The organism is Nocardioides sp. NPDC087217 (assembly GCF_044744805.1).
In the GTDB taxonomy this organism is placed as follows: domain Bacteria; phylum Actinomycetota; class Actinomycetes; order Propionibacteriales; family Nocardioidaceae; genus Nocardioides.
On sequence record NZ_JBIUZB010000002.1, the window covers coordinates 1,373,555 to 1,390,681 of the forward strand.

20 protein-coding genes are annotated in these 17,127 nt (G+C 70.0%); 4 read left to right on the forward strand and 16 right to left on the reverse strand.

Annotated elements, in window-relative coordinates:
* Nucleotides 1-15: 15 nt before the first annotated feature.
* The 8 genes from ACIO3S_RS14025 to ACIO3S_RS14060 all read right to left on the reverse strand — a co-directional run bounded on the left by ACIO3S_RS14025 (nucleotide 16) and on the right by ACIO3S_RS14060 (nucleotide 6,155).
* Nucleotides 16-426, reverse strand: a complete 411-nt coding sequence (locus tag ACIO3S_RS14025) for a DUF3037 domain-containing protein (RefSeq protein WP_400464411.1) — start codon at nucleotides 424-426, stop codon at nucleotides 16-18.
* Complete coding sequence (locus tag ACIO3S_RS14030) at nucleotides 426-1,208, reverse strand: HipA family kinase (protein ID WP_400464414.1); 783 nt, start codon at nucleotides 1,206-1,208, stop codon at nucleotides 426-428. Before ACIO3S_RS14030 ends, ACIO3S_RS14025 begins: the two co-directional genes overlap by 1 nt.
* A complete protein-coding gene (locus tag ACIO3S_RS14035; protein ID WP_400464417.1) occupies nucleotides 1,205-2,047 on the reverse strand; it encodes a PPK2 family polyphosphate kinase in 843 nt (280 codons plus the stop codon). Before ACIO3S_RS14035 ends, ACIO3S_RS14030 begins: the two co-directional genes overlap by 4 nt.
* 18 nt (nucleotides 2,048-2,065) lie before the next feature.
* On the reverse strand, nucleotides 2,066-2,761 hold the full coding sequence (locus ACIO3S_RS14040) for a GNAT family N-acetyltransferase (RefSeq protein ID WP_400464420.1): 696 nt from the start codon (nucleotides 2,759-2,761) through the stop codon (nucleotides 2,066-2,068).
* A gap of 23 nt (nucleotides 2,762-2,784) precedes the next feature.
* A complete protein-coding gene (locus tag ACIO3S_RS14045; protein ID WP_091040933.1) occupies nucleotides 2,785-3,285 on the reverse strand; it encodes a phosphoribosyltransferase in 501 nt (166 codons plus the stop codon).
* Complete coding sequence (locus ACIO3S_RS14050; protein ID WP_400464424.1) at nucleotides 3,282-4,043, reverse strand: regulatory protein RecX; 762 nt, start codon at nucleotides 4,041-4,043, stop codon at nucleotides 3,282-3,284. The genes ACIO3S_RS14045 and ACIO3S_RS14050 overlap by 4 nt, the downstream gene beginning before the upstream one ends.
* 67 nt (nucleotides 4,044-4,110) lie before the next feature.
* Nucleotides 4,111-5,169, reverse strand: a complete 1,059-nt coding sequence (gene recA / locus ACIO3S_RS14055) for a recombinase RecA (protein ID WP_091040930.1) — start codon at nucleotides 5,167-5,169, stop codon at nucleotides 4,111-4,113.
* A gap of 248 nt (nucleotides 5,170-5,417) precedes the next feature.
* Nucleotides 5,418-6,155 (reverse strand): DUF4396 domain-containing protein, encoded by a 738-nt coding sequence (locus ACIO3S_RS14060; protein ID WP_400464428.1) that lies wholly within the window; start codon nucleotides 6,153-6,155, stop codon nucleotides 5,418-5,420.
* 132 nt (nucleotides 6,156-6,287) lie between these two features.
* Between ACIO3S_RS14060 and ACIO3S_RS14065 the strand changes: the two genes are divergently transcribed.
* Together ACIO3S_RS14065 and ACIO3S_RS14070 are read left to right on the forward strand one after the other, a co-directional pair.
* A complete protein-coding gene (locus tag ACIO3S_RS14065) occupies nucleotides 6,288-6,731 on the forward strand; it encodes a DUF6153 family protein (RefSeq protein WP_400464431.1) in 444 nt (147 codons plus the stop codon).
* A gap of 93 nt (nucleotides 6,732-6,824) precedes the next feature.
* Entirely contained in the window at nucleotides 6,825-7,469 is a 645-nt protein-coding gene (locus ACIO3S_RS14070) for a DUF305 domain-containing protein (protein ID WP_400464434.1), read from the forward strand.
* A gap of 53 nt (nucleotides 7,470-7,522) precedes the next feature.
* Here ACIO3S_RS14070 and ACIO3S_RS14075 read toward each other — a convergent pair whose 3' ends face one another.
* From ACIO3S_RS14075 to ACIO3S_RS14105, 7 genes are all read right to left on the reverse strand, one after another.
* Nucleotides 7,523-8,761, reverse strand: coding sequence for an MFS transporter (locus tag ACIO3S_RS14075; protein WP_400464437.1), 1,239 nt, complete (start codon nucleotides 8,759-8,761; stop codon nucleotides 7,523-7,525).
* Entirely contained in the window at nucleotides 8,758-8,952 is a 195-nt protein-coding gene (locus ACIO3S_RS14080) for a DUF3046 domain-containing protein (RefSeq protein WP_160022500.1), read from the reverse strand. Before ACIO3S_RS14080 ends, ACIO3S_RS14075 begins: the two co-directional genes overlap by 4 nt.
* A gap of 15 nt (nucleotides 8,953-8,967) precedes the next feature.
* Entirely contained in the window at nucleotides 8,968-10,110 is a 1,143-nt protein-coding gene (locus tag ACIO3S_RS14085) for a methyltransferase domain-containing protein (RefSeq protein WP_400464441.1), read from the reverse strand.
* A 71-nt stretch (nucleotides 10,111-10,181) separates the two neighbouring features.
* On the reverse strand, nucleotides 10,182-10,994 hold the full coding sequence (locus ACIO3S_RS14090; RefSeq protein ID WP_400464444.1) for an ABC transporter permease: 813 nt from the start codon (nucleotides 10,992-10,994) through the stop codon (nucleotides 10,182-10,184).
* Nucleotide 10,995: 1 nt separating this feature from the next.
* On the reverse strand, nucleotides 10,996-11,826 hold the full coding sequence (locus tag ACIO3S_RS14095; protein WP_400464446.1) for an ABC transporter permease: 831 nt from the start codon (nucleotides 11,824-11,826) through the stop codon (nucleotides 10,996-10,998).
* Entirely contained in the window at nucleotides 11,826-12,740 is a 915-nt protein-coding gene (locus ACIO3S_RS14100) for an ABC transporter ATP-binding protein (RefSeq protein WP_141806655.1), read from the reverse strand. The genes ACIO3S_RS14095 and ACIO3S_RS14100 overlap by 1 nt, the downstream gene beginning before the upstream one ends.
* A gap of 70 nt (nucleotides 12,741-12,810) precedes the next feature.
* A complete protein-coding gene (locus ACIO3S_RS14105) occupies nucleotides 12,811-13,131 on the reverse strand; it encodes a hypothetical protein (protein WP_350840555.1) in 321 nt (106 codons plus the stop codon).
* Between the two features lie 176 nt (nucleotides 13,132-13,307).
* Between ACIO3S_RS14105 and ACIO3S_RS14110 the strand changes: the two genes are divergently transcribed.
* Nucleotides 13,308-15,371: a HelD family protein gene (locus ACIO3S_RS14110; protein WP_400464449.1), complete on the forward strand. Its 2,064-nt coding sequence runs from the start codon at nucleotides 13,308-13,310 to the stop codon at nucleotides 15,369-15,371.
* Complete coding sequence (locus ACIO3S_RS14115) at nucleotides 15,368-15,952, forward strand: GNAT family N-acetyltransferase (protein WP_400464452.1); 585 nt, start codon at nucleotides 15,368-15,370, stop codon at nucleotides 15,950-15,952. Before ACIO3S_RS14110 ends, ACIO3S_RS14115 begins: the two co-directional genes overlap by 4 nt.
* On the opposite strand, the gene ACIO3S_RS14120 is transcribed toward ACIO3S_RS14115, so the two are convergent.
* Complete coding sequence (locus ACIO3S_RS14120; protein WP_400464455.1) at nucleotides 15,942-16,637, reverse strand: aspartate/glutamate racemase family protein; 696 nt, start codon at nucleotides 16,635-16,637, stop codon at nucleotides 15,942-15,944. The two genes, ACIO3S_RS14115 and ACIO3S_RS14120, sit on opposite strands and share 11 nt — an antisense overlap.
* Between the last annotated feature and the right edge of the window lie 490 nt (nucleotides 16,638-17,127).

Sequence of the window (17,127 nt, forward strand, 5' to 3'; positions counted from 1 at the left end):
GACTCGGCGGGGTTTTCAGGTGATCTGGTGGCCGAAGACGCGGTCGAGCTCGGCGGCGGCGTCCGTGGTCACGCCGCCGTGGACCGGGCCGGGCTGGAGGACGGTGCTCTTCGGGGCCTTGAGGAGGCCGAAGCGGGCCGACTCGTTGTCGGAGAGCGCTCGGAGGCCGTACGCCGTGGCGCGGACGCCCGCGCCGAAGCCGGCGTGGGCGGCGCCGGCGCAGATCAGGTCCACCGACTCCAGGGCGGCCCGTACGAGGGAGAGGTCGAGGCCCGGGGCGAAGGCGGCAAGACGCTGCTCGTCGAGCGCCCACCGGGCGGCGAGGAACTTCTGCTCGGGGCAGTAGAGGACGACGCCGACGTTGAGGAACTCCTCGCGCTCGGGGCGAGGTACGCAGCGGAGCACGACGTACTGGTAGGCGTCCATCACGCCTCCTGGGTGGGCTCGGCCGCCGGCAGCCACGGGCGCTCGCCGTCGAGGCGCGCCCGCAGGAACGCGACGTAGCGCTCGCGCAGCGACTCCGGGGTGTCGTAGCCGGGAACGGGCTCGAGCCACTCGTCGGGTACGTCGGCGAGCACCTTCTCCAGCACCGCGTCGTCGAGCCGCGCGGCGAGGTCGTCGTTCTGGGCGATCGCCTCGGCCGCGTAGGACCGCAGGATGTGCTCGGAGGTGTCGAACGGCTGCGCCGCGTAGCGCGCCGGGTCGCCGCCTCCGCCGGGCCAGACGTGATGGAAGTAGAGCGAGGCGCCGTGGTCGATGACGTAGAGCGCGCCGTTCCACAGCAGCATGTTGGGGTTGCGCCAGGAGCGGTCGACGTTGGCGATCAGCGCGTCCAGCCACAGGATCCGGCCGGCCAGCGACGGGTCGGGCGAGTAGGCGGCGTCGTAGCCGAAGGCACCCGCCAGGAAGTCGATGCCGAGGTTGAGCCCGGCGCTCACGTTGAGGAGGTCCTGGACCTCCTCGTCGGCCTCGTAGCGGGCGATCTCGGGATCCAGATCGAGCACGACCTGGTCGGGCGTGGGGATGTCGAGCGCCCGGCACAGGCCGGTGACGATCACCTCCGCGACCAGCACCCTCAGCCCCTGTCCGGCGCCGCGGAACTTGCAGACATAGGTGCCGAGGTCATCGGCCTCCACGATCCCGGGCAGGCTGCCGCCCTCCCGGAGCGGGGTGACATACCGCGTCACCCGCACCGTCTCCAGACTCACGAGATGGTGTCCTCTTCCAGTCGTCTCTTCTCCTCGGCGACGTCGAAGGTGGGCGCGGGCCAGTCCAGATCGAGCCGGTCCAGGGTCTCCAGGAGCAGCTCGCCGATGGCCAGGTTGCGATACCACTTCTTGTCGCTCGGCACGAGGTACCACGGAGCGTACTCGGTGTTGGTGCGCTCCAGCGCAATCTCGTACGCCTCCCGGTAGCCGTCCCACTGCTGACGCTCGTCGATGTCCCCGGGGCTGTACTTCCAGTGCTTCGTCGGGTCCTCCAGCCGCGCCAGGAGCCGCTTCTTCTGCTCCTTGGGCGAGATGTGCAGCATGCACTTGAGGATGATGGTGCCGTCGTCGGCCAGCCGCTTCTCGAAGTCGTTGATGGCGCCGTAGCGCCGCTCGATCTCCTCGGGTGGGGCGAGCTCGCGGACGCGGCCGATCAGCACGTCCTCGTACTGGGAGCGGTCGAAGACACCGAGGTAGCCGGGCTCCGGCACCGCCTTCTCGATGCGCCACAGGAAGTCCTGGGCCCGCTCCTCGTCGGTCGGCGCCTTGAAGCTGGTGATCTTCACGCCGACGGGATCGACCAGCCCGACGGTGTGCTTGAGCACGCCACCCTTCCCGGAGGTGTCCATCCCCTGCAGGATGAGCAGCACCCGCCTGGGGTCGCCGCTCTCCTTGGAGGCGAACAGCTTGGTCTGCAGCTCGAGCAGCATCGGGCCGAGCTCGGCGAGCACCTGCTTGCCGGTCTCCTTGTCGACGTCGACGCCGGGTGCGGAGTTGGTGTCGTACTTCCGCAGGTCCACCGGTCCGGCCGGCAGCCGCAGCTCGTCAAGAAGGGTCATGGCTAGACGATAGGCGCCTCAGCCGAGAACGCGCCGCAGATCCAGGGAGCAGCCGACCATCGTGGTCGTCGTGCCGTCGGGCTGAGGCTCGTCGAACCAGGTGCCCTGATCGAAGCCGACCTTGGCGAGCATCCGCAGCGAGGCGGCGTTGCGGTGGTCGGGGGCCGCGAAGCAGGCCGTCGCACCGGGATAGCGGCGCGGGATCGAGGTGAGCCAGACCCAGGCCATCCGCGGCCCGATCCCGCGGCCCACGAAGGCCGGCTCCCCGATCGCGTAGTCGAAGCCGATCGCGTCCGGGTCGGGGGTGAGCAGCGCATAGTCGGGCTCGTCGCTGATCCGGTAGTCCTGGCAGAACCCGATCGAGCGACCGTTGACCTCGATCACCCAGAACGTCACCGGCGTCTTGCCGTCGATGTCGGGCCCGTAGTTGTCGGCCACCCAGTCGGGTGTGGGGTCGCCGTCCACGCCGTACCACCGGTGCACGTGCTCCGCGTTGAGCCAGCGGACCAGGTGGGGTAGGTCGCCGCGGGTCATCGGTCGCAGCGCTACCACCGGCATCGGGTCGGAGGAGAACTCCTTCACCTCACCGGAGAGGTCCACCGCGTACGCAGGCCGCCCGGCGATCCTCGTCGCCGCCGCTGCCCAGCTCTCCCCCGGGCGCGTCACCCCGCCGAGACGGTGTGTCCCGTTGTGGACCGCAACCGGCGTGAACATGCACCCAGGTTAACGCCGCTGGGTCAGTGGGCCTGGCCGCCGCGGCGGTCGACGAGCGGCGGCTGGGAGGACCACGGGAAGTCGATCCAGCGGTCGGTCTTCTTGTAGACGTAGTCGGCGTTGATCACAGTCCACGGCTTCTCGAAGATGACCGCGGTGCGGGCCTCGGCCACGTGGCCCTCGCAGAAGTCGTGGACGATCTCGAGGGTCTTGCCGGTGTCGGCGACGTCGTCGGCGATGAGCACCTTCATCCCGGTCAGGTCGACGGCCGCCGGGGTCGGCGGGAGCATGATCGGAACGTCGAGGCGCTCGTTGATGCCGGTGTAGAACTCCACGTTGACCGCGGACAGGTTCTTCACGTCGAGCGCGTAGCCCAGGCCCATCCCGAGGGCGAGGCCACCACGGGCGATGGAGAGCACGATGTCGGGCTCGTAGCCGCTGTCGACGACCTTCTGGGCGATGTCGCGCACCGCGGTGCCGAAGAGGTCGTAGGTCAGGATCTCGCGCTCTTGCTGCTCACTCACAGATCGGATTCTGGCACGAGACCGCCGGCGCCATCGTCATCGGCCAGGCTGAGCTCCTCGCGAACGATGCTGTAGGCCACACCGGCGCCGTATCCCTTGCGGGCGAGCATCCCGACCAGACGGCGGGTCTTGGTCTGGTCGTCGAAGCGCTCCAGGGAGCGTAGCTTCCGCCGGACCATCCGCCGGCCGGCCTCACGCTCGTCGTCGGGGTCGATCTCGTCGAGCGCATCGCGGGCCACGTCGTCGTCGATGCCCTTGCGGCGCAGCTCCTGGGCCAGGGCTCGTCGGGCCAGGCCCTTGCCGGGCTGTCGGCTGGCGATCCAAGCCCTGGCGAAGGCCTCGTCGTCGATCAGGCCGACCTCTTCGAAGCGGTCCAGCAGCCGCGTCGCCAGGGCTGCCGGGACCTCCTTCTTCTCCAGCTTGTCGGCAAGCTCCTTGCGGCTGCGCGCCTGGCCGGTCAGGGCGTCGAGGAGGATCTTCCGGGCGATCGCCTCGTGGTCGGGCTCGGGGTCGTTCTTGGGATCGGCCGGGTCCGCGGGGCGGGGTTTCCGCCGACGGGAACGTGTTGGTTTCGACTCGTCGTCGCTCCTTCGTCGCGACGACGGCTCGACCGACGGGGGCGACGGCTCGACCGACGGGGGCGACGGCTCGACCGACGGGGGCGACGGCTCGACTGACGGGGACGGGGCCTTTCCGGCCCAGGCTTCGACGCCGAGAGTCACGTCCCCCAGCCAGTCGGGCGCAGGCCGTTCGTCCACCCAGGGATCCTGGGTGGACGAACGATCAGGCCTTGACGAAGCCACGGGTCAGCCGGTGCCTGTGGACCTAGAAGTCCTCGACGCCGGCGGGCTCGGCCGCGGGCGCCTCGCCGTCGGCCGGGGCGTCGACCGTCGGCACGACCCCGAGCTTCTCCAGGATCCGCTTCTCCAGCTCGTTGGCCAGGTCGGGGTTGTCCTTGAGGAAGTTGCGGGAGTTCTCCTTGCCCTGACCGAGCTGGTCGCCCTCGTAGGTGTACCAAGCGCCGGCCTTGCGGACCAGGCCCGCCTCGACACCGACGTCGATCAGGCCGCCCTCACGGGAGATGCCCTTCCCGTACATGATGTCGAACTCCGCCTGCTTGAACGGCGGGGCGACCTTGTTCTTCACGACCTTGACGCGGGTGCGGTTGCCGACCATGTCGGTGCCGTCCTTGAGCGTCTCGATCCGGCGCACGTCGAGTCGCACCGAGGAGTAGAACTTCAGCGCGCGACCACCGGTCGTGGTCTCGGGCGAGCCGAACATCACGCCGATCTTCTCGCGCAGCTGGTTGATGAAGATCGCGGTCGTGCCGGAGTTGTTGAGCGCACCGGTCATCTTTCGCAGCGCCTGGCTCATCAGTCGAGCCTGCAGACCGACGTGGCTGTCGCCCATCTCGCCCTCGATCTCGGCCCGCGGCACCAGCGCCGCGACGGAGTCGATGACGATCAGGTCGAGCGCACCCGAGCGGATCAGCATGTCGGCGATCTCCAGGGCCTGCTCACCCGAGTCGGGCTGGGAGACCAGCAGGGCGTCGGTGTCGACGCCGAGGTTCTTCGCGTATTCCGGGTCGAGCGCGTGCTCGGCGTCGATGAAGGCCACGATGCCGCCGGCGCGCTGCGCGCTGGCGACCGAGTGGAGGGCCACCGTCGTCTTACCCGAGGACTCCGGACCGTAGATCTCCACGACCCGCCCGCGGGGCAGACCGCCCAGACCCAGCGCCACGTCGAGCGCGATCGAGCCGGTCGGGATCACTTCCAGCGGAGCCCGGGTCTCATCGCCCAGCCGCATGACCGAGCCCTTGCCGAACTGCCTCTCGATGTTGGCGAGAGCGGCGTCCAATGCCTTCTCGCGATCACCTGCCGCCATGTTCTTTCCTTCCTGAGGGGCAGACTTCTTCCCCTTGCCTGCCGCTTGTCCACGTGTCTTCGTCGTCATCAAGGCAGACGCTAGACGGGACCACCGACAGTTTTGAACGGGACCCTCTGGCACGGTGTTTCACGACCCGGTTTTTGCCTGGGCGATAGCACGAACCACGCTCCACCTACTACCACACACTAGCCCGAACAAGCGTTCGATGTGAACACCTGTTCGGGCGTGTCGGGGTCGTCGGATCCTCAGTGGCCCTGCATCTCGACCTGCTCGGCGGGAGCCGAGCCGCCACCCATCTCGTCGGCGACGGCGACCGACAGGCCACCGAGCATGAAGGCGATGATCACCGCGGCCAGGGCACCGCTCGAGAAGGACGGGATGAAGCGGCGTACGCCTTCCTGGACCGGCTCCGCGCCGTGGTACTGATGAGTGAGCGCATGCCCCTTGCCCCGCTGGAGCAGGTATCGGTTCACCGGGAAGGCCGCCACGAAGGCCACCGAGAGGGCGATCATCATCCCGATCCAGAACACGACGTTGACCAGGCCGGCCTCCATGGCCCCGGGGATCAGCGCCATCACCAGGTTGTCGACCAGCTCCATCGTGGCGATCGAGAGGGTGTCGGCGGCCAGCACGACGCTGAACGCCGCACCGACGGCCAGACCCGACTTGAGCAGCGGCAGCGTCGAGAGCGCGTAGCCGAAGGCGAACGCCAGCGCGACGGCCAGGACGATCGTCCACCCTGTGCTGAGCCCGATGGCGGTGCCGATCATCAGTCCGGCGATCTCGCCGATCGCACATCCGGTGAGGCAGTGCAGCGTGGCACTGGCCGCCATCGCGTTCACCCCGCCCCCGTGCGCGCCGTGCGCATCATGCGCGCCGTGCGCCGAGTGGTCGCCGCCATGACCCTCATGGTCCTCGTGCATCGAGTGCTGATGTCCGCCGTGGTCGTGTCCAGCATGCAGATGCTCGTCATGCGACGTCATGTCGCTCCCTTGGTCGATCGGTCCGTTGTGCCTACCCGACATTCATACCCCATGGGGGTATGTACTCGCAAGCGACATCTGGTCGGAGACCTCACTTTGTCCAACCACGAAGGACTCCTTAGGGTGTGCTGTGTGTGGACGGCAGCGCGACGACGGCAGTGGACGACCCGTGCGGTCGCGCGCGCCGGCCTGCTGGCGGCGGTCGTGGTCACGGTCGCCGGTCTCCTGGCCATGCATGCGCTGAGCCTCCACGGCACCGACTCCGACGGCGAGCACGGCGCGCTGAGCCTGCCCGCCGCCCACGTCGAGCACACGCACGCTCTCGAGCACACCGGCCACGGAGCGGCCGACGCCGCCGGCCACCCGGGCGGCGACGGGCACACGGCGATGATGCTGTGCGCGGCCTTCCTGCTCGCCGCCGGCGTGCTGCTGCTGAGCGGGCTGTGGCGGCGTACTCCTTCCTGGTGGTTCTCACGGGCCCGCGGCTGGTCCCGGACCAGCGGATTCGCGCCCTTGCTCACCTGTCCCGCGACCGGGCCGCCCTCCGTCTGGGCCTACTCCGTCATCAGGTGCTGAGCGGCCTGACGCCACCCGCGGCCCGGCCATGCCCGAGGTCCGCTGGTGGGTCAGCGATGCCCGTAATCAGCACTTGACAAGGAGAAACAACAGATGCGTACGCAACGTCCCCTCTTCCGCGCGACCTGGGCGGCGGCCGGCCTGGCCGTGCTGCTCACCCTGTCGGCCTGCGGCGGCAACGACGAGGCCGAGGCGCCTCAGAAGCTCTCGGAGACCGAGCACAACAAGGCCGATGTCACCTTCGCGACCGACATGATCCAGCACCACGCCCAGGCCCTGTCGATGGTCGACCTGACCATGGACCGCAACCTCGAGCCCGAGGTCCAGGAGTTGGCGGACTCGATCCGGGCGGCCCAGAGCCCCGAGATCGAGACCATGTCCGGCTGGCTCCAGCAGTGGGGCGAGGAGGTGCCGTCGACGATGCGTGACCACGTCAACGGCGGCCACGAGGGCCACGGCGACGGCGAGGACAGCAGCATGTCCGACTCCATGGAGGGCATGGACGGCGACATGCCCGGGATGATGTCGGCCGAGGACATGGACGCCCTCGAGAACGCCTCCGACGCCGAGTTCAGCGACATGTGGCTGACGATGATGATCGAGCACCACGAAGGCGCGGTCGAGATGTCGGAGACCGAGCAGGACGAGGGCCGGTTCAAGCCGGCCGTCGACCTGGCCGGGACGATCATCGAGTCGCAGACGGCCGAGATCGACACCATGGAGAAGCTCCTCGGCTGAGGACGCCGTGGTGGGCAGGGCCGCCCAGCGGCCCTGCCCACCAGGCAGGCCCGTCAGGCCGCCTTACGGGCCACGTACGCAGCCCCGAACAGCACCGTGACCAGCAGGATCGTGCCGAGCGCGAGCGCCGGATATCCGGCCAGGTCGACGACGACGCCCGACACCGCCCCGGCAGCGGCGGCGGCGACGCCCATGATCAGGTCGGCGGTGCCCTGGACGTCGGCGCGCACCTCGAGCGGGGTGTGGTCCGCGACCGAGGTGGCCGCGGCGATCGTGGCCAGCGACCAGCCGAGGCCGAGCAGGAAGAGCCCGACGAAGATCCGCGCGGAGCTGCCCTCCGGCGCGGCGGCGCACAGGACCAGGGACACCAGGAGCACCCCGCCGCCGAGCGCCATCACATCGGCCCGGCCGACGCGGTCGGCGAGCCAGCCGGCGATCGGCGCGAAGGCGAACATGCCCAGTACGTGCCCACTGATCACCAGGCCGATGATCTCCAGTCCGGCGCCGCCGTGCTCCATGTGGAGCGGGGTCATCACCATCACCGCGACCATCGTGGCGTGGGCCGCGGCCTGCCCGACGACCGCCGCCGCCAGCGCGGGCCGCTCCCGGATGACGGAGATCGCCCGGCGCCAGCTCGTGCCCTTCGCCTTCTCCGCCGGCGGAGCGCCCTCCCGGGCGACCAGCAGCGGGTCAGGTCGCAGGAAGACCCCGACCACCAGCGCGGCGGCCAGCATCCCCATCGACCCGATCGCGAACGGCCCGGTCAGTGCCGGGATCCCGACGGAGTCGGAGAAGATCTCGGCGACGCCGGTCAGGTTGGGCCCGATCACCGCCCCGAACGTCGTGGCCCAGACCACGACCGACAGCGCTCGCGCACGGCTCCTGGCAGGTGCCAGGTCGGTGGCCGCGTACCGCGCTCCGTTGTTGGCGGCGGTGGTCGCGCCCAGCAGCACGGCGCCGACCAGCAGCAGCGTCATCGATCCGACCACGCCGGCCAGCACCGCCAGCAGCCCACCGGCCGCCCCGAGCAGGTAGCCCGCCACCAGCCCGAACCGGCGCCCGCGCGCGTCCATGACCCGCCCCAGGACGTACGCAGCGACGGCAGCGCCGAGCACCTGGGTCGTCTGCGAGAGACCTGCCATCGACTCCGAGCCGGACAGGTCGCGCGCCAGCAGGGAGGCGGTCGCGATGCCGATCGTGATGCCCATCGCCCCGACCGCCTGGGTGGCGACCAGGGTGAGGATGGTGCGCTTCTGGACCGCGGCCACCGAGGCCGGTGCGACCAGCGTCACCGCTCACGCGCCGGCAGCTCCAGGGCCTTCCAGACCGCGGCCCAGACCTCCTTGGGCGGGACGCCGTCGTCGAGGGCCTCCTGGGCGGTGCGCCCGCCGAGGTCGCCCATGACGAACTGGCGTGCCCACGCTCGCGCGTAGCCCGCGCCGAGCGCCTCGTCCATCCGGGACCAGAACTCCGTGTGTCTCATCGCCTCGAATGCTACTCAGGCGCGCCGACGGGCGAGGACGTCGAGCCAGACGTCGCCGAGGCGTCCGTCGGCGTGCCCGACCTCGAGCACCTCCCAGCCGGCCTCGTCCAGCGCCGCCCGGAGCGCGGGCTCGCGCCAGTAGACGAAGAGGCGGGGAGCCTCGATGTGACCGCGGTTGGTCCACTCCTCGCCGTCGCCCTCCTTCATCGACACGTGCAGTGCACCGCCGGGGCGGGTCACCTCGGCGAGCCGGGCGAGCACGGTCCCGAAGTCGTCGCGGGCCACGTGCAGCAGCGTCGCCGAGGCCCAGACCGCGGCATAGGGGACGTCCGGGTGGACCGGGTCGCGCAGATCGTCGGTCAGCGGGTCCAGGCAGGCAGCGGCGTACCCCTGCTTGCGCAGGTGCGCCACGAACCCCTCGCTGATGTCGGTGCGCCGCACCCGCACTCCCCCGGCCTCGAGCGCCTTCGCGTCGTGGCCGGGTCCGGTGCCGATCTCGAGTACGTGGTCGCCGGGCTCGAGCACGGCCAGGAACCTGTCCAGGACCGAACGGTTCTCCTCGGCGAACGAGCTGCCCTGGACGTACGTCGCGACGCTGGCGTCGTAGGCGGCGACGGTCGCCTGCTTGGCGGCCGCGCGTACGTCCCACAGGTGGTGGACGACGTCATGGAGGTGGTAGCGGCCCAGCGACTCGACGCTGAACACGTCGCCGTTGGACCGGGTCCCGCGACGGCCCCAGGCGTCCGGCGGGACCTTCTCGTAGATCGTGGCGATCTCGTCGGCGGCGTCCATCAGCTCCTCGGCGACGACCGCCGGGTCCTGGCCGGCGTAGTCGCCCTCGAGGGCGGCCTCGTCCTGGTCCCAGTTGGCGAAGCGCGGCTCGTCCTCGGTCAGCATCTGCTGCAGCCGCTCCCCGAAGACTCTGTGGACGTCGCGTACGTGTGCTCCGTACTCCAGCGCCGACCACACTCCGGGCTGGGGGCGGTCGCGGGCGTTGTCGGCGGCGAGGTAGATCTCCCAGTACGTCGCGTTGTCCCGCACGATCTCGGGGAGCTGGTCCGCGGTCACGGCACCGGCGATGAAGCCGCATTCCGGGCAGGGCCGGTCGAGCACCCACGTCCAGTCCTTGGTGTCCGGCTCGATCGCGTCATGAGTCATGGATCAATCTTGACGGCCCGCCCGGGCCCTCACGAGGGAGATCCTGCCTTTGAGACGCGAGTTGCTGCCCCTCAGGTGAGGAGTAGGGCGTCGAGCCGGCGGCGCACGACGACCAGGCCGACCGCCCCGAACGCCAGCAGGTAGACCACCGAGACCAGCGAGCCCCACGACGGCACTCCGAGCGTCAGGTCTCGGCACAGCACGACCCCGCGGTAGAGGGGCGTGACCTCCACGACCCAGCGCAGCCACTCCGGATAGGCCGTGACCGGGAAGAACGTCGCGCTGAACAGGAACATCGGCATCATCGCGAGGGTGACCTTCTCGAAGTCCTGCCAGGAGGTCATGTAGGTCGTCAGCGCCATGCCGACGGCCCCGAAGGCCGACCCGATGAGCAGCGCCGCCGGCACCACCAGGATCGCCCACCAGGAGTGGACCAGGTCCATCGCGACCATGATCAGCAGGAACGCGGTGACATAGATCCCACTGCGCAGCTGGTTCCAGAGGATCTCGCCGACCGCGATGTCGACCGTACGCAGCGGGGTGGCCAGCATCTGGTCGTAGAGCTTGTTGTACTTCAGCTTGAAGAAGAAGTTGAACGTCGCATCCAGCAGCGACCCGTTCATCGCCGAGGCCGCGATCATCCCGGGGGCGACGAACTCGCGGTAGTCGACCGGCTTGCCGGCGTACTCGAAGCCGACCACCATCGCGCCCACGCCGATGCCGATCGAGAACAGGTAGAAGACCGGCTCCAGGAAGCCGGTGATGAAGACCAGCCAGGCGCGCCGGTAGACCAGGATGTTGCGCCACAGCAGCAGCCGGGCGGCTTCACCGCCTCGCAGCGGCCGGGCGACGGTGGCGCCCACGGCAGCGGAGAAGAGCGCCATCTCAGGAGACCAGCCTCTCGCCCAGCTTGCGCACCGCGAGCCACCAGCAGACGCCCGCGAGCAGTCCGAGATAGCCGACGTGGAACGCGGCCAGCGCCCAGTCGATCTCGCCCAGCGCGAGCATCCGGGTCAGGTTGACGCCCTGCCACAGCGGCGAGGCCATCGCGACCTTCTCCAGCACCGGCCCGAGGTTGGCCACGGGGAAGAACGTGCCGGAGAACAGCGTCAGCGGGATCATCCCCAGCCGGAAGATCAGCGCGAAGGACTCCTCGCCCTTGATCGAGAGCGAGAAGAGCAGCACCGGCGTCGCGAAGGCCAGCACGACCAGCCCCTGCACCAGCCACGCCGTCAGCACGCCCCACCACGTCTCGAAGACGCCGAACGGGGCCAGGACCAGCAGGAAGACGCCGCAGGCGAACAGCGTACGCAGCATCAGGAAGCCCAGCTGGGCCAGCACGATGTGGGAGGCGGTCAGCGGCGAGGCGATCATCGAGAAGTAGATCCGCTGCCACTTGACCATCCCGTAGACCGGGTAGGTCATCTCGGAGAAGGCGATCGTCATCGCGTGGGCCGCGACCATTCCCGGGGCGACGAAGGCCAGATAGGAGTCTGCACCCTCCAGCGTGGCCGGGTCGGCCTCCACGAAGCCGCCGAGCAGCACGCCCAGCGCGAGCACGTAGAAGAACGGCGTCACGAAGGTCGTGATCACCCCGCCCTTCCAGGTGCGCGCCAGGACGGTGAGCCAGTAGTCGCCCATCCGCAGCGCCCCGGAGACCAGCCCGGCGGGCGCGGTCGGCGGGGTCGCCGGTCCCGAGTCGGCGTAGTCGGCCATCAGTCCACCAGGGTCCGGCCGGTCAGGTGCAGGAAGACGTCCTCGAGGGAGGAGCGCCGCACCAGGGTGGCGACCGGCGACAGGTCGCGGCTGTGGACGGCCTCGATGACCGCCTCGCCGTCGTCGCTGTAGAGCAGCAGCCGGTCGGGCAGCACCTCGACCCGCTCGGCGAGGTCCTCGACCTTGGCCGCCAGCGCCTCGTGCTCACCGACGCCGAAGCGCAGCTCGGCGACCTCGCGGGTGGAGTGCTGCTGGATGAGTCCCAGCGGCGTCCCGTGGGCCACGATCCGGCCCTGGTCCATCACCACGAGCTCGTCGCACAGCTGCTCGGCCTCGTCCATGTAGTGAGTGGTCAGCAGCAGCGTCACGCCCGCCTGCTTGAGCCGGAAGAGCCGGTCCCAGATGACGTGGCGGGCCTGCGGGTCCAGACCGGTGGTCGGCTCGTCGAGCACCAGGATCTCGGGCCGGTTGATCAGGCTGCGGGCGATCGTCAGCCGTCGCTTCATGCCGCCGGAGAGGTCGTCGACCTTCGCCTTGGCCTTGTCGGTGAGCTGGACGAAGTCGAGCAGCTCCTCGATCCGGCCCTTGACCTCGGCCCTCGGCAGCCCGAAGTAGCGGCCGTAGACGAAGAGGTTGTCGTAGACGTTGAGCTCGACGTCGAGGGTGTCCTCCTGCGGGCACACTCCGAGACGCGCCTTGATCCTCGGCCCGTCCTTGGCCGGATCCATCCCGAAGACCCGCAGCTCTCCGCCGCTCGGCGGCGAGACGCAGCAGATCATCCGCATCGTCGAGGACTTGCCGGCGCCGTTGGGCCCCAGGAAACCGAAGGCCACACCGGGGCGCACCGACACGTCGATCCCGCGCACCGCCTCGAAGTCGCCGAAGGACTTGCGCAGCCCGCGCGCCGAGATCATCAGGTCCTCACCCACGTCGGCAAAGACTAGATGGCAGCGCCGACAGTTTCGAACGAGTTCGGCCCGGCGCCTACCGCCCCTGCTGCTTCTGGCGCCGGTTGTAGTCGCGCATCCGCTGAGGTACGCCGACCACCGCGGCGTCGTAGGACGGGACCTGGTGCTTGTTGGCGAACTTGTGCGCCCACTGCGCGGACGGCACTCGCCGCCGGGTCCACTCGCCGTCATGCGCGACCAGCAGCAGGGTCACCTCGCTGACGACGGTGCGCGGCTCGACGAACCCCTCGACACCGCGCCGGGTCTTCACGAACTGCTCGAGATGCTGTTGGTCGGTGGAGTCCGCGGCGCGCACCCTTGTGGATCCGGTGTAGCTCTCGCCCGTCGGACGGCTCATGCGCGTCCCGCGGCGTCGGAAACGATCGAACAGGCTCACGGTGCAATTGTGCATCCCAACGCCCAACGCACGCCCGGATAAACCTGTTGGGGGTCCACTCCGTGGTCGCCTATGTTGGAGCCTTTGACCCCGCGCCCCATCGAGACCTGCCGCCACGGAGAAGCGATGAACCAGCCATGCCCCTAGACGACCTCGACGCGGAGCGCGAGCATCTGGCCGCCTCTCGGCAGGATCTGGCCCGGATGCGGAAGAAGGTGGAGTCGCTGGACTCCTCGACGGCCGGCAACTGGGTCAGCGCCGAGATCCTCGACGCCACCCTCGCTCGCAGGCTGGAGCAGCTCGCCGACGATCCGGACGTGCCGCTCTTCTTCGGTCGCATCGACCGGGCCGCCGATCTGAGGGCGGAGTCCTTCCACATCGGCCGGCGCCACATCTCCGACGGCGCGGGCGATCCGATGGTGGTCGACTGGCGGGCCCCGGTCAGCGTGCCGTTCTACCGGGCCTCGCGGACCGAGCCGATGGGGCTGGCGCGGAGGCGGCGCTACGGCTTCTCCCACGGGGAGCTGACGGCGTTCGAGGACGAGTCGCTGACCGACGCCGGACCCGGGCCTGAGCACTCGGCGATCCTCGAGGCCGAGATCGAGCGGCCGCGTGTGGGGCCGATGCGCGACATCGTCGCGACCATCCAGCCCGAGCAGGACGTGCTGGTCCGCGCCGACCTGTCCCAGACGATCGTCGTGCAGGGTGCGCCGGGGACGGGCAAGACGGCCGTCGGGCTGCACCGGGCGGCGTACCTCCTCTACGCGCACCGCGACCAGCTCACCCGGCGCGGGGTCCTGATCATCGGCCCCAACGCCTCGTTCCTGCGCTACATCCGCGACGTCCTCCCCGCGCTGGGTGAGATCGAGGCCAAGCAGGCGACGATCGCGGAGCTGGTCGCCAAGAATGGGCAGAGCCACGGTGCCGTCCGCGCTGAGGAGGCCGCGCCGGTGGCGACGCTGAAGGGCGACGTACGCATGGCCGAGGTGCTCCGCCGGGCGGTCTGGTCCCACGTCGGCGACCCGGAGGAGGCGCTGGTCGTCCCACGCGGCTCGCGACGCTGGCGGGTTCCGTCCTACGAGGCGCGGGAGGCGCTGGAGGGGCTGCGTGCCAACGACCTTCGGTACGCAGCGGGCCGGGCGCTGCTCCCGCGTGCCCTGGCCCACCGGGTGCTGGTGCAGATGGAGCGCTCGGGCGACTCGCCCGACGACCGGGTGCACGACGCGGTCGCACGGGCGAAGCCGGTCAAGGACTACGCCGCCGCGCTCTGGCCCGATCTCAAGCCCGCCCGGGTCCTGTTCCGGCTGTTCACCGACGCGGCCTGGCTGGCGGAGGCCGCCGACGGGCTGCTCTCGGAGGCCGAGCGGGCGAGCCTGCTCTGGGAGAAGCCGCCGCGCTCGGCCGGCGCGGCGCGCTGGTCGCTGGCCGACCTGGTGCTCCTCGACGAGATCGCCGACCTGCTCGACCGCACGCCGTCGGTCGCACACATCGTCGCCGACGAGGCCCAGGACCTCTCCGCGATGATGCTGCGCGCGCTCGGTCGCCGTTCGACCACGGGCTCGCTGACGATCCTCGGGGACCTCGCCCAGGCGACCACGCCGTGGGCCTCCTCGTCGTGGGCCTCCGCGCTGGAGCATCTCGGCAAGCCCGACGGCCATGTCGAGCAGTTGACGCGTGGCTTCCGGGTCCCGGCCGACGTGATCGCCTACGCGGCTCGCCTCCTCCCCCACATCGCCCCCGACCTCGAGCCGCCGGTCGCGGTGCGCCGCACCCGCGGAGACCTCACCTTCACCACCTCGTCAGTCGTCGAGGCGCTCGGGGCTGCCCTGGAGCGCCCCGGGTCGGTCGGGCTGATCGTGCCCGACGCCTCGCTGGCGGCGGTGCGCGCCGAGCTGACCGCGGCCGGGCTCTCCTTCGCCGAGATCGCCCTCGGCGAGCTCAGCGCGGACGAGGAGGAGACCGAGTTCGACTCCCATCTCGACCTCGTCCCCGCCTCGCTGGCGAAGGGGCTCGAGTTCGACCACGTCGTCGTCTCCGACCCAACCGGGATCGTCGCCGGCGAACCCGACCGCGACACCGGGCTCCGCCGCCTCTACGTCTGCCTCACCCGCGCGGTGACCTCCCTGGTCGTACGGCATGATGGCCTCCCCGAAGAACTCGGTGGCGTCCCGGAGCGGGTTGATGCGAAGGTGGGCGCATGATCGACACCCGCCCTGATCCGCTGGTGAAGGCCGAGTGGCCGCTGCGCACCGAGCGCCTGGTGATCCGCCGGATGGTGGCCGCCGACATCGAGCCGACCTGGGCCTTCCGAGGCCTTCCCGAGGTGGCCGAGTGGGTGACCACCGCGTTCGCGGACCTCGAGGCCTACCGCAAGGTCTTCGAGAATCCCGACGTCATCGGCCCCGCTCTGGTGATCGAGCGTGACGGCGTCATCGTCGGCGACCTCATGCTGCGGATCACCGACCCGTGGTCGCAGACCGAGGTGCGCGAGCACGCCAACGGCACCCAGGCCGAGCTCGGCTGGACGATCGACCCCGCCCACCAGGGCAACGGCTACGCCACCGAGGCCGTACGCGCCGTGCTCGACGTCTGCTTCGGCCCTCTGGGTCTGCGCCGCGTCGTCGCGGAGTGCTTCGCCGACAACGAGGCTTCCTGGCGGCTCATGGAGCGCCTCGGCATGCGGCGCGAGTCGCACACCGTCAAGGACTCCCTGCACCGCACGCGCGGCTGGCTCGACGGCCTCTCCTACGCGATCCTCGCCGAGGAGTGGGCTACGCGTTGAGCGCAGCCTCGATCGCCGCCTCGCAGTGCAGGCGGGTCGTCGGGAACAGCGGCACACCCGCGTACGCCTCGATCGGCAGCAGCAGCTCGATCTCGGTGCACCCGAGGATCACGCCCTCGCAGCCGGCGGCGACGAGACGATCGATGACCTCGAGGTACGCCTGCCGGGAGCTGTCCATGAACGTCCCCAGACACAGTTCCTCGTAGATGATCCGATGGACGGTCTCCTGGTCCGGCTCGGTCGGGACGATGACCTCGAGACCGTGGCCGCGGAGCCGGTCGGCGTAGAACGGCTGCGACATGGTGAACCCGGTGCCGAGAAGTCCCACCCGCCCGACCCCCGCCGCCTCGACCGCAGCCGCCGTCGTGTCGCCGAGGTGCATGAAACGATCCCCGTACGTCTCCTCCAACGCCCCGGCCACCTTGTGCATCGTGTTGGTGGCCAGCACGATCACCTCGGCCCCGGCGTCGCTGAGCGTCGCCGCCTCCGCGGCAAGGCGCTCCCCCGCCCGCTCCCACTCGCCGGATGCCTGCATCTCCTCGATGTCGGCGAAGTCCACCGACCGTACGAGCAGGTCCGCCGAGTGCAGTCCCCCGAGCCGCTTCGCGGTGATCTCGTTGAGCAGGCGGTAGTACTCCGCCGTCGACTCCCAGCTCATCCCACCCAGTACGCCGATCCGTCGCATGCCTTTCAGTCTGCCTGGGCGGCCAACTGCCACCTTGCTTCTTGGTCCCGCGAGGGCGCGCGAAGGTTGGCGTGGGTTCATTTCGAGGTTCGCCGCCGACCCTTGGTTCGATTGTTTCTCGATCACACACCGCGTCAAGGACGGGCTTCGCCCGCCGGCTTCACCGGTCGCCTTCGGCGATCCTTGACCCGGTGCGCGATCGAGAAAGATTTGGCCTGTATCGGGTCGGCGGCAGGGTTTGGCGCAGCGGATTCAGTTGGGCACGGGCTTGGGGCCCTGGCTGGTCGTGCGCCGGCGGATCGTGCCTCGTGGGTGCCTACGGCTGTGGGCGCGATCTTGTGAATGGTTCACAAGCGAGCCGTTGCCTTGACCGGATCGGGCTCGGTGGCGGCAGGGTCGCGAGTTCCCCACCGATGGAGAGAGTTCCCCACGGGCGTGGAGGTTCCCCATGCCCCGGATCGTGGGGAACCTCCACTGCGGTGGGGAAGTG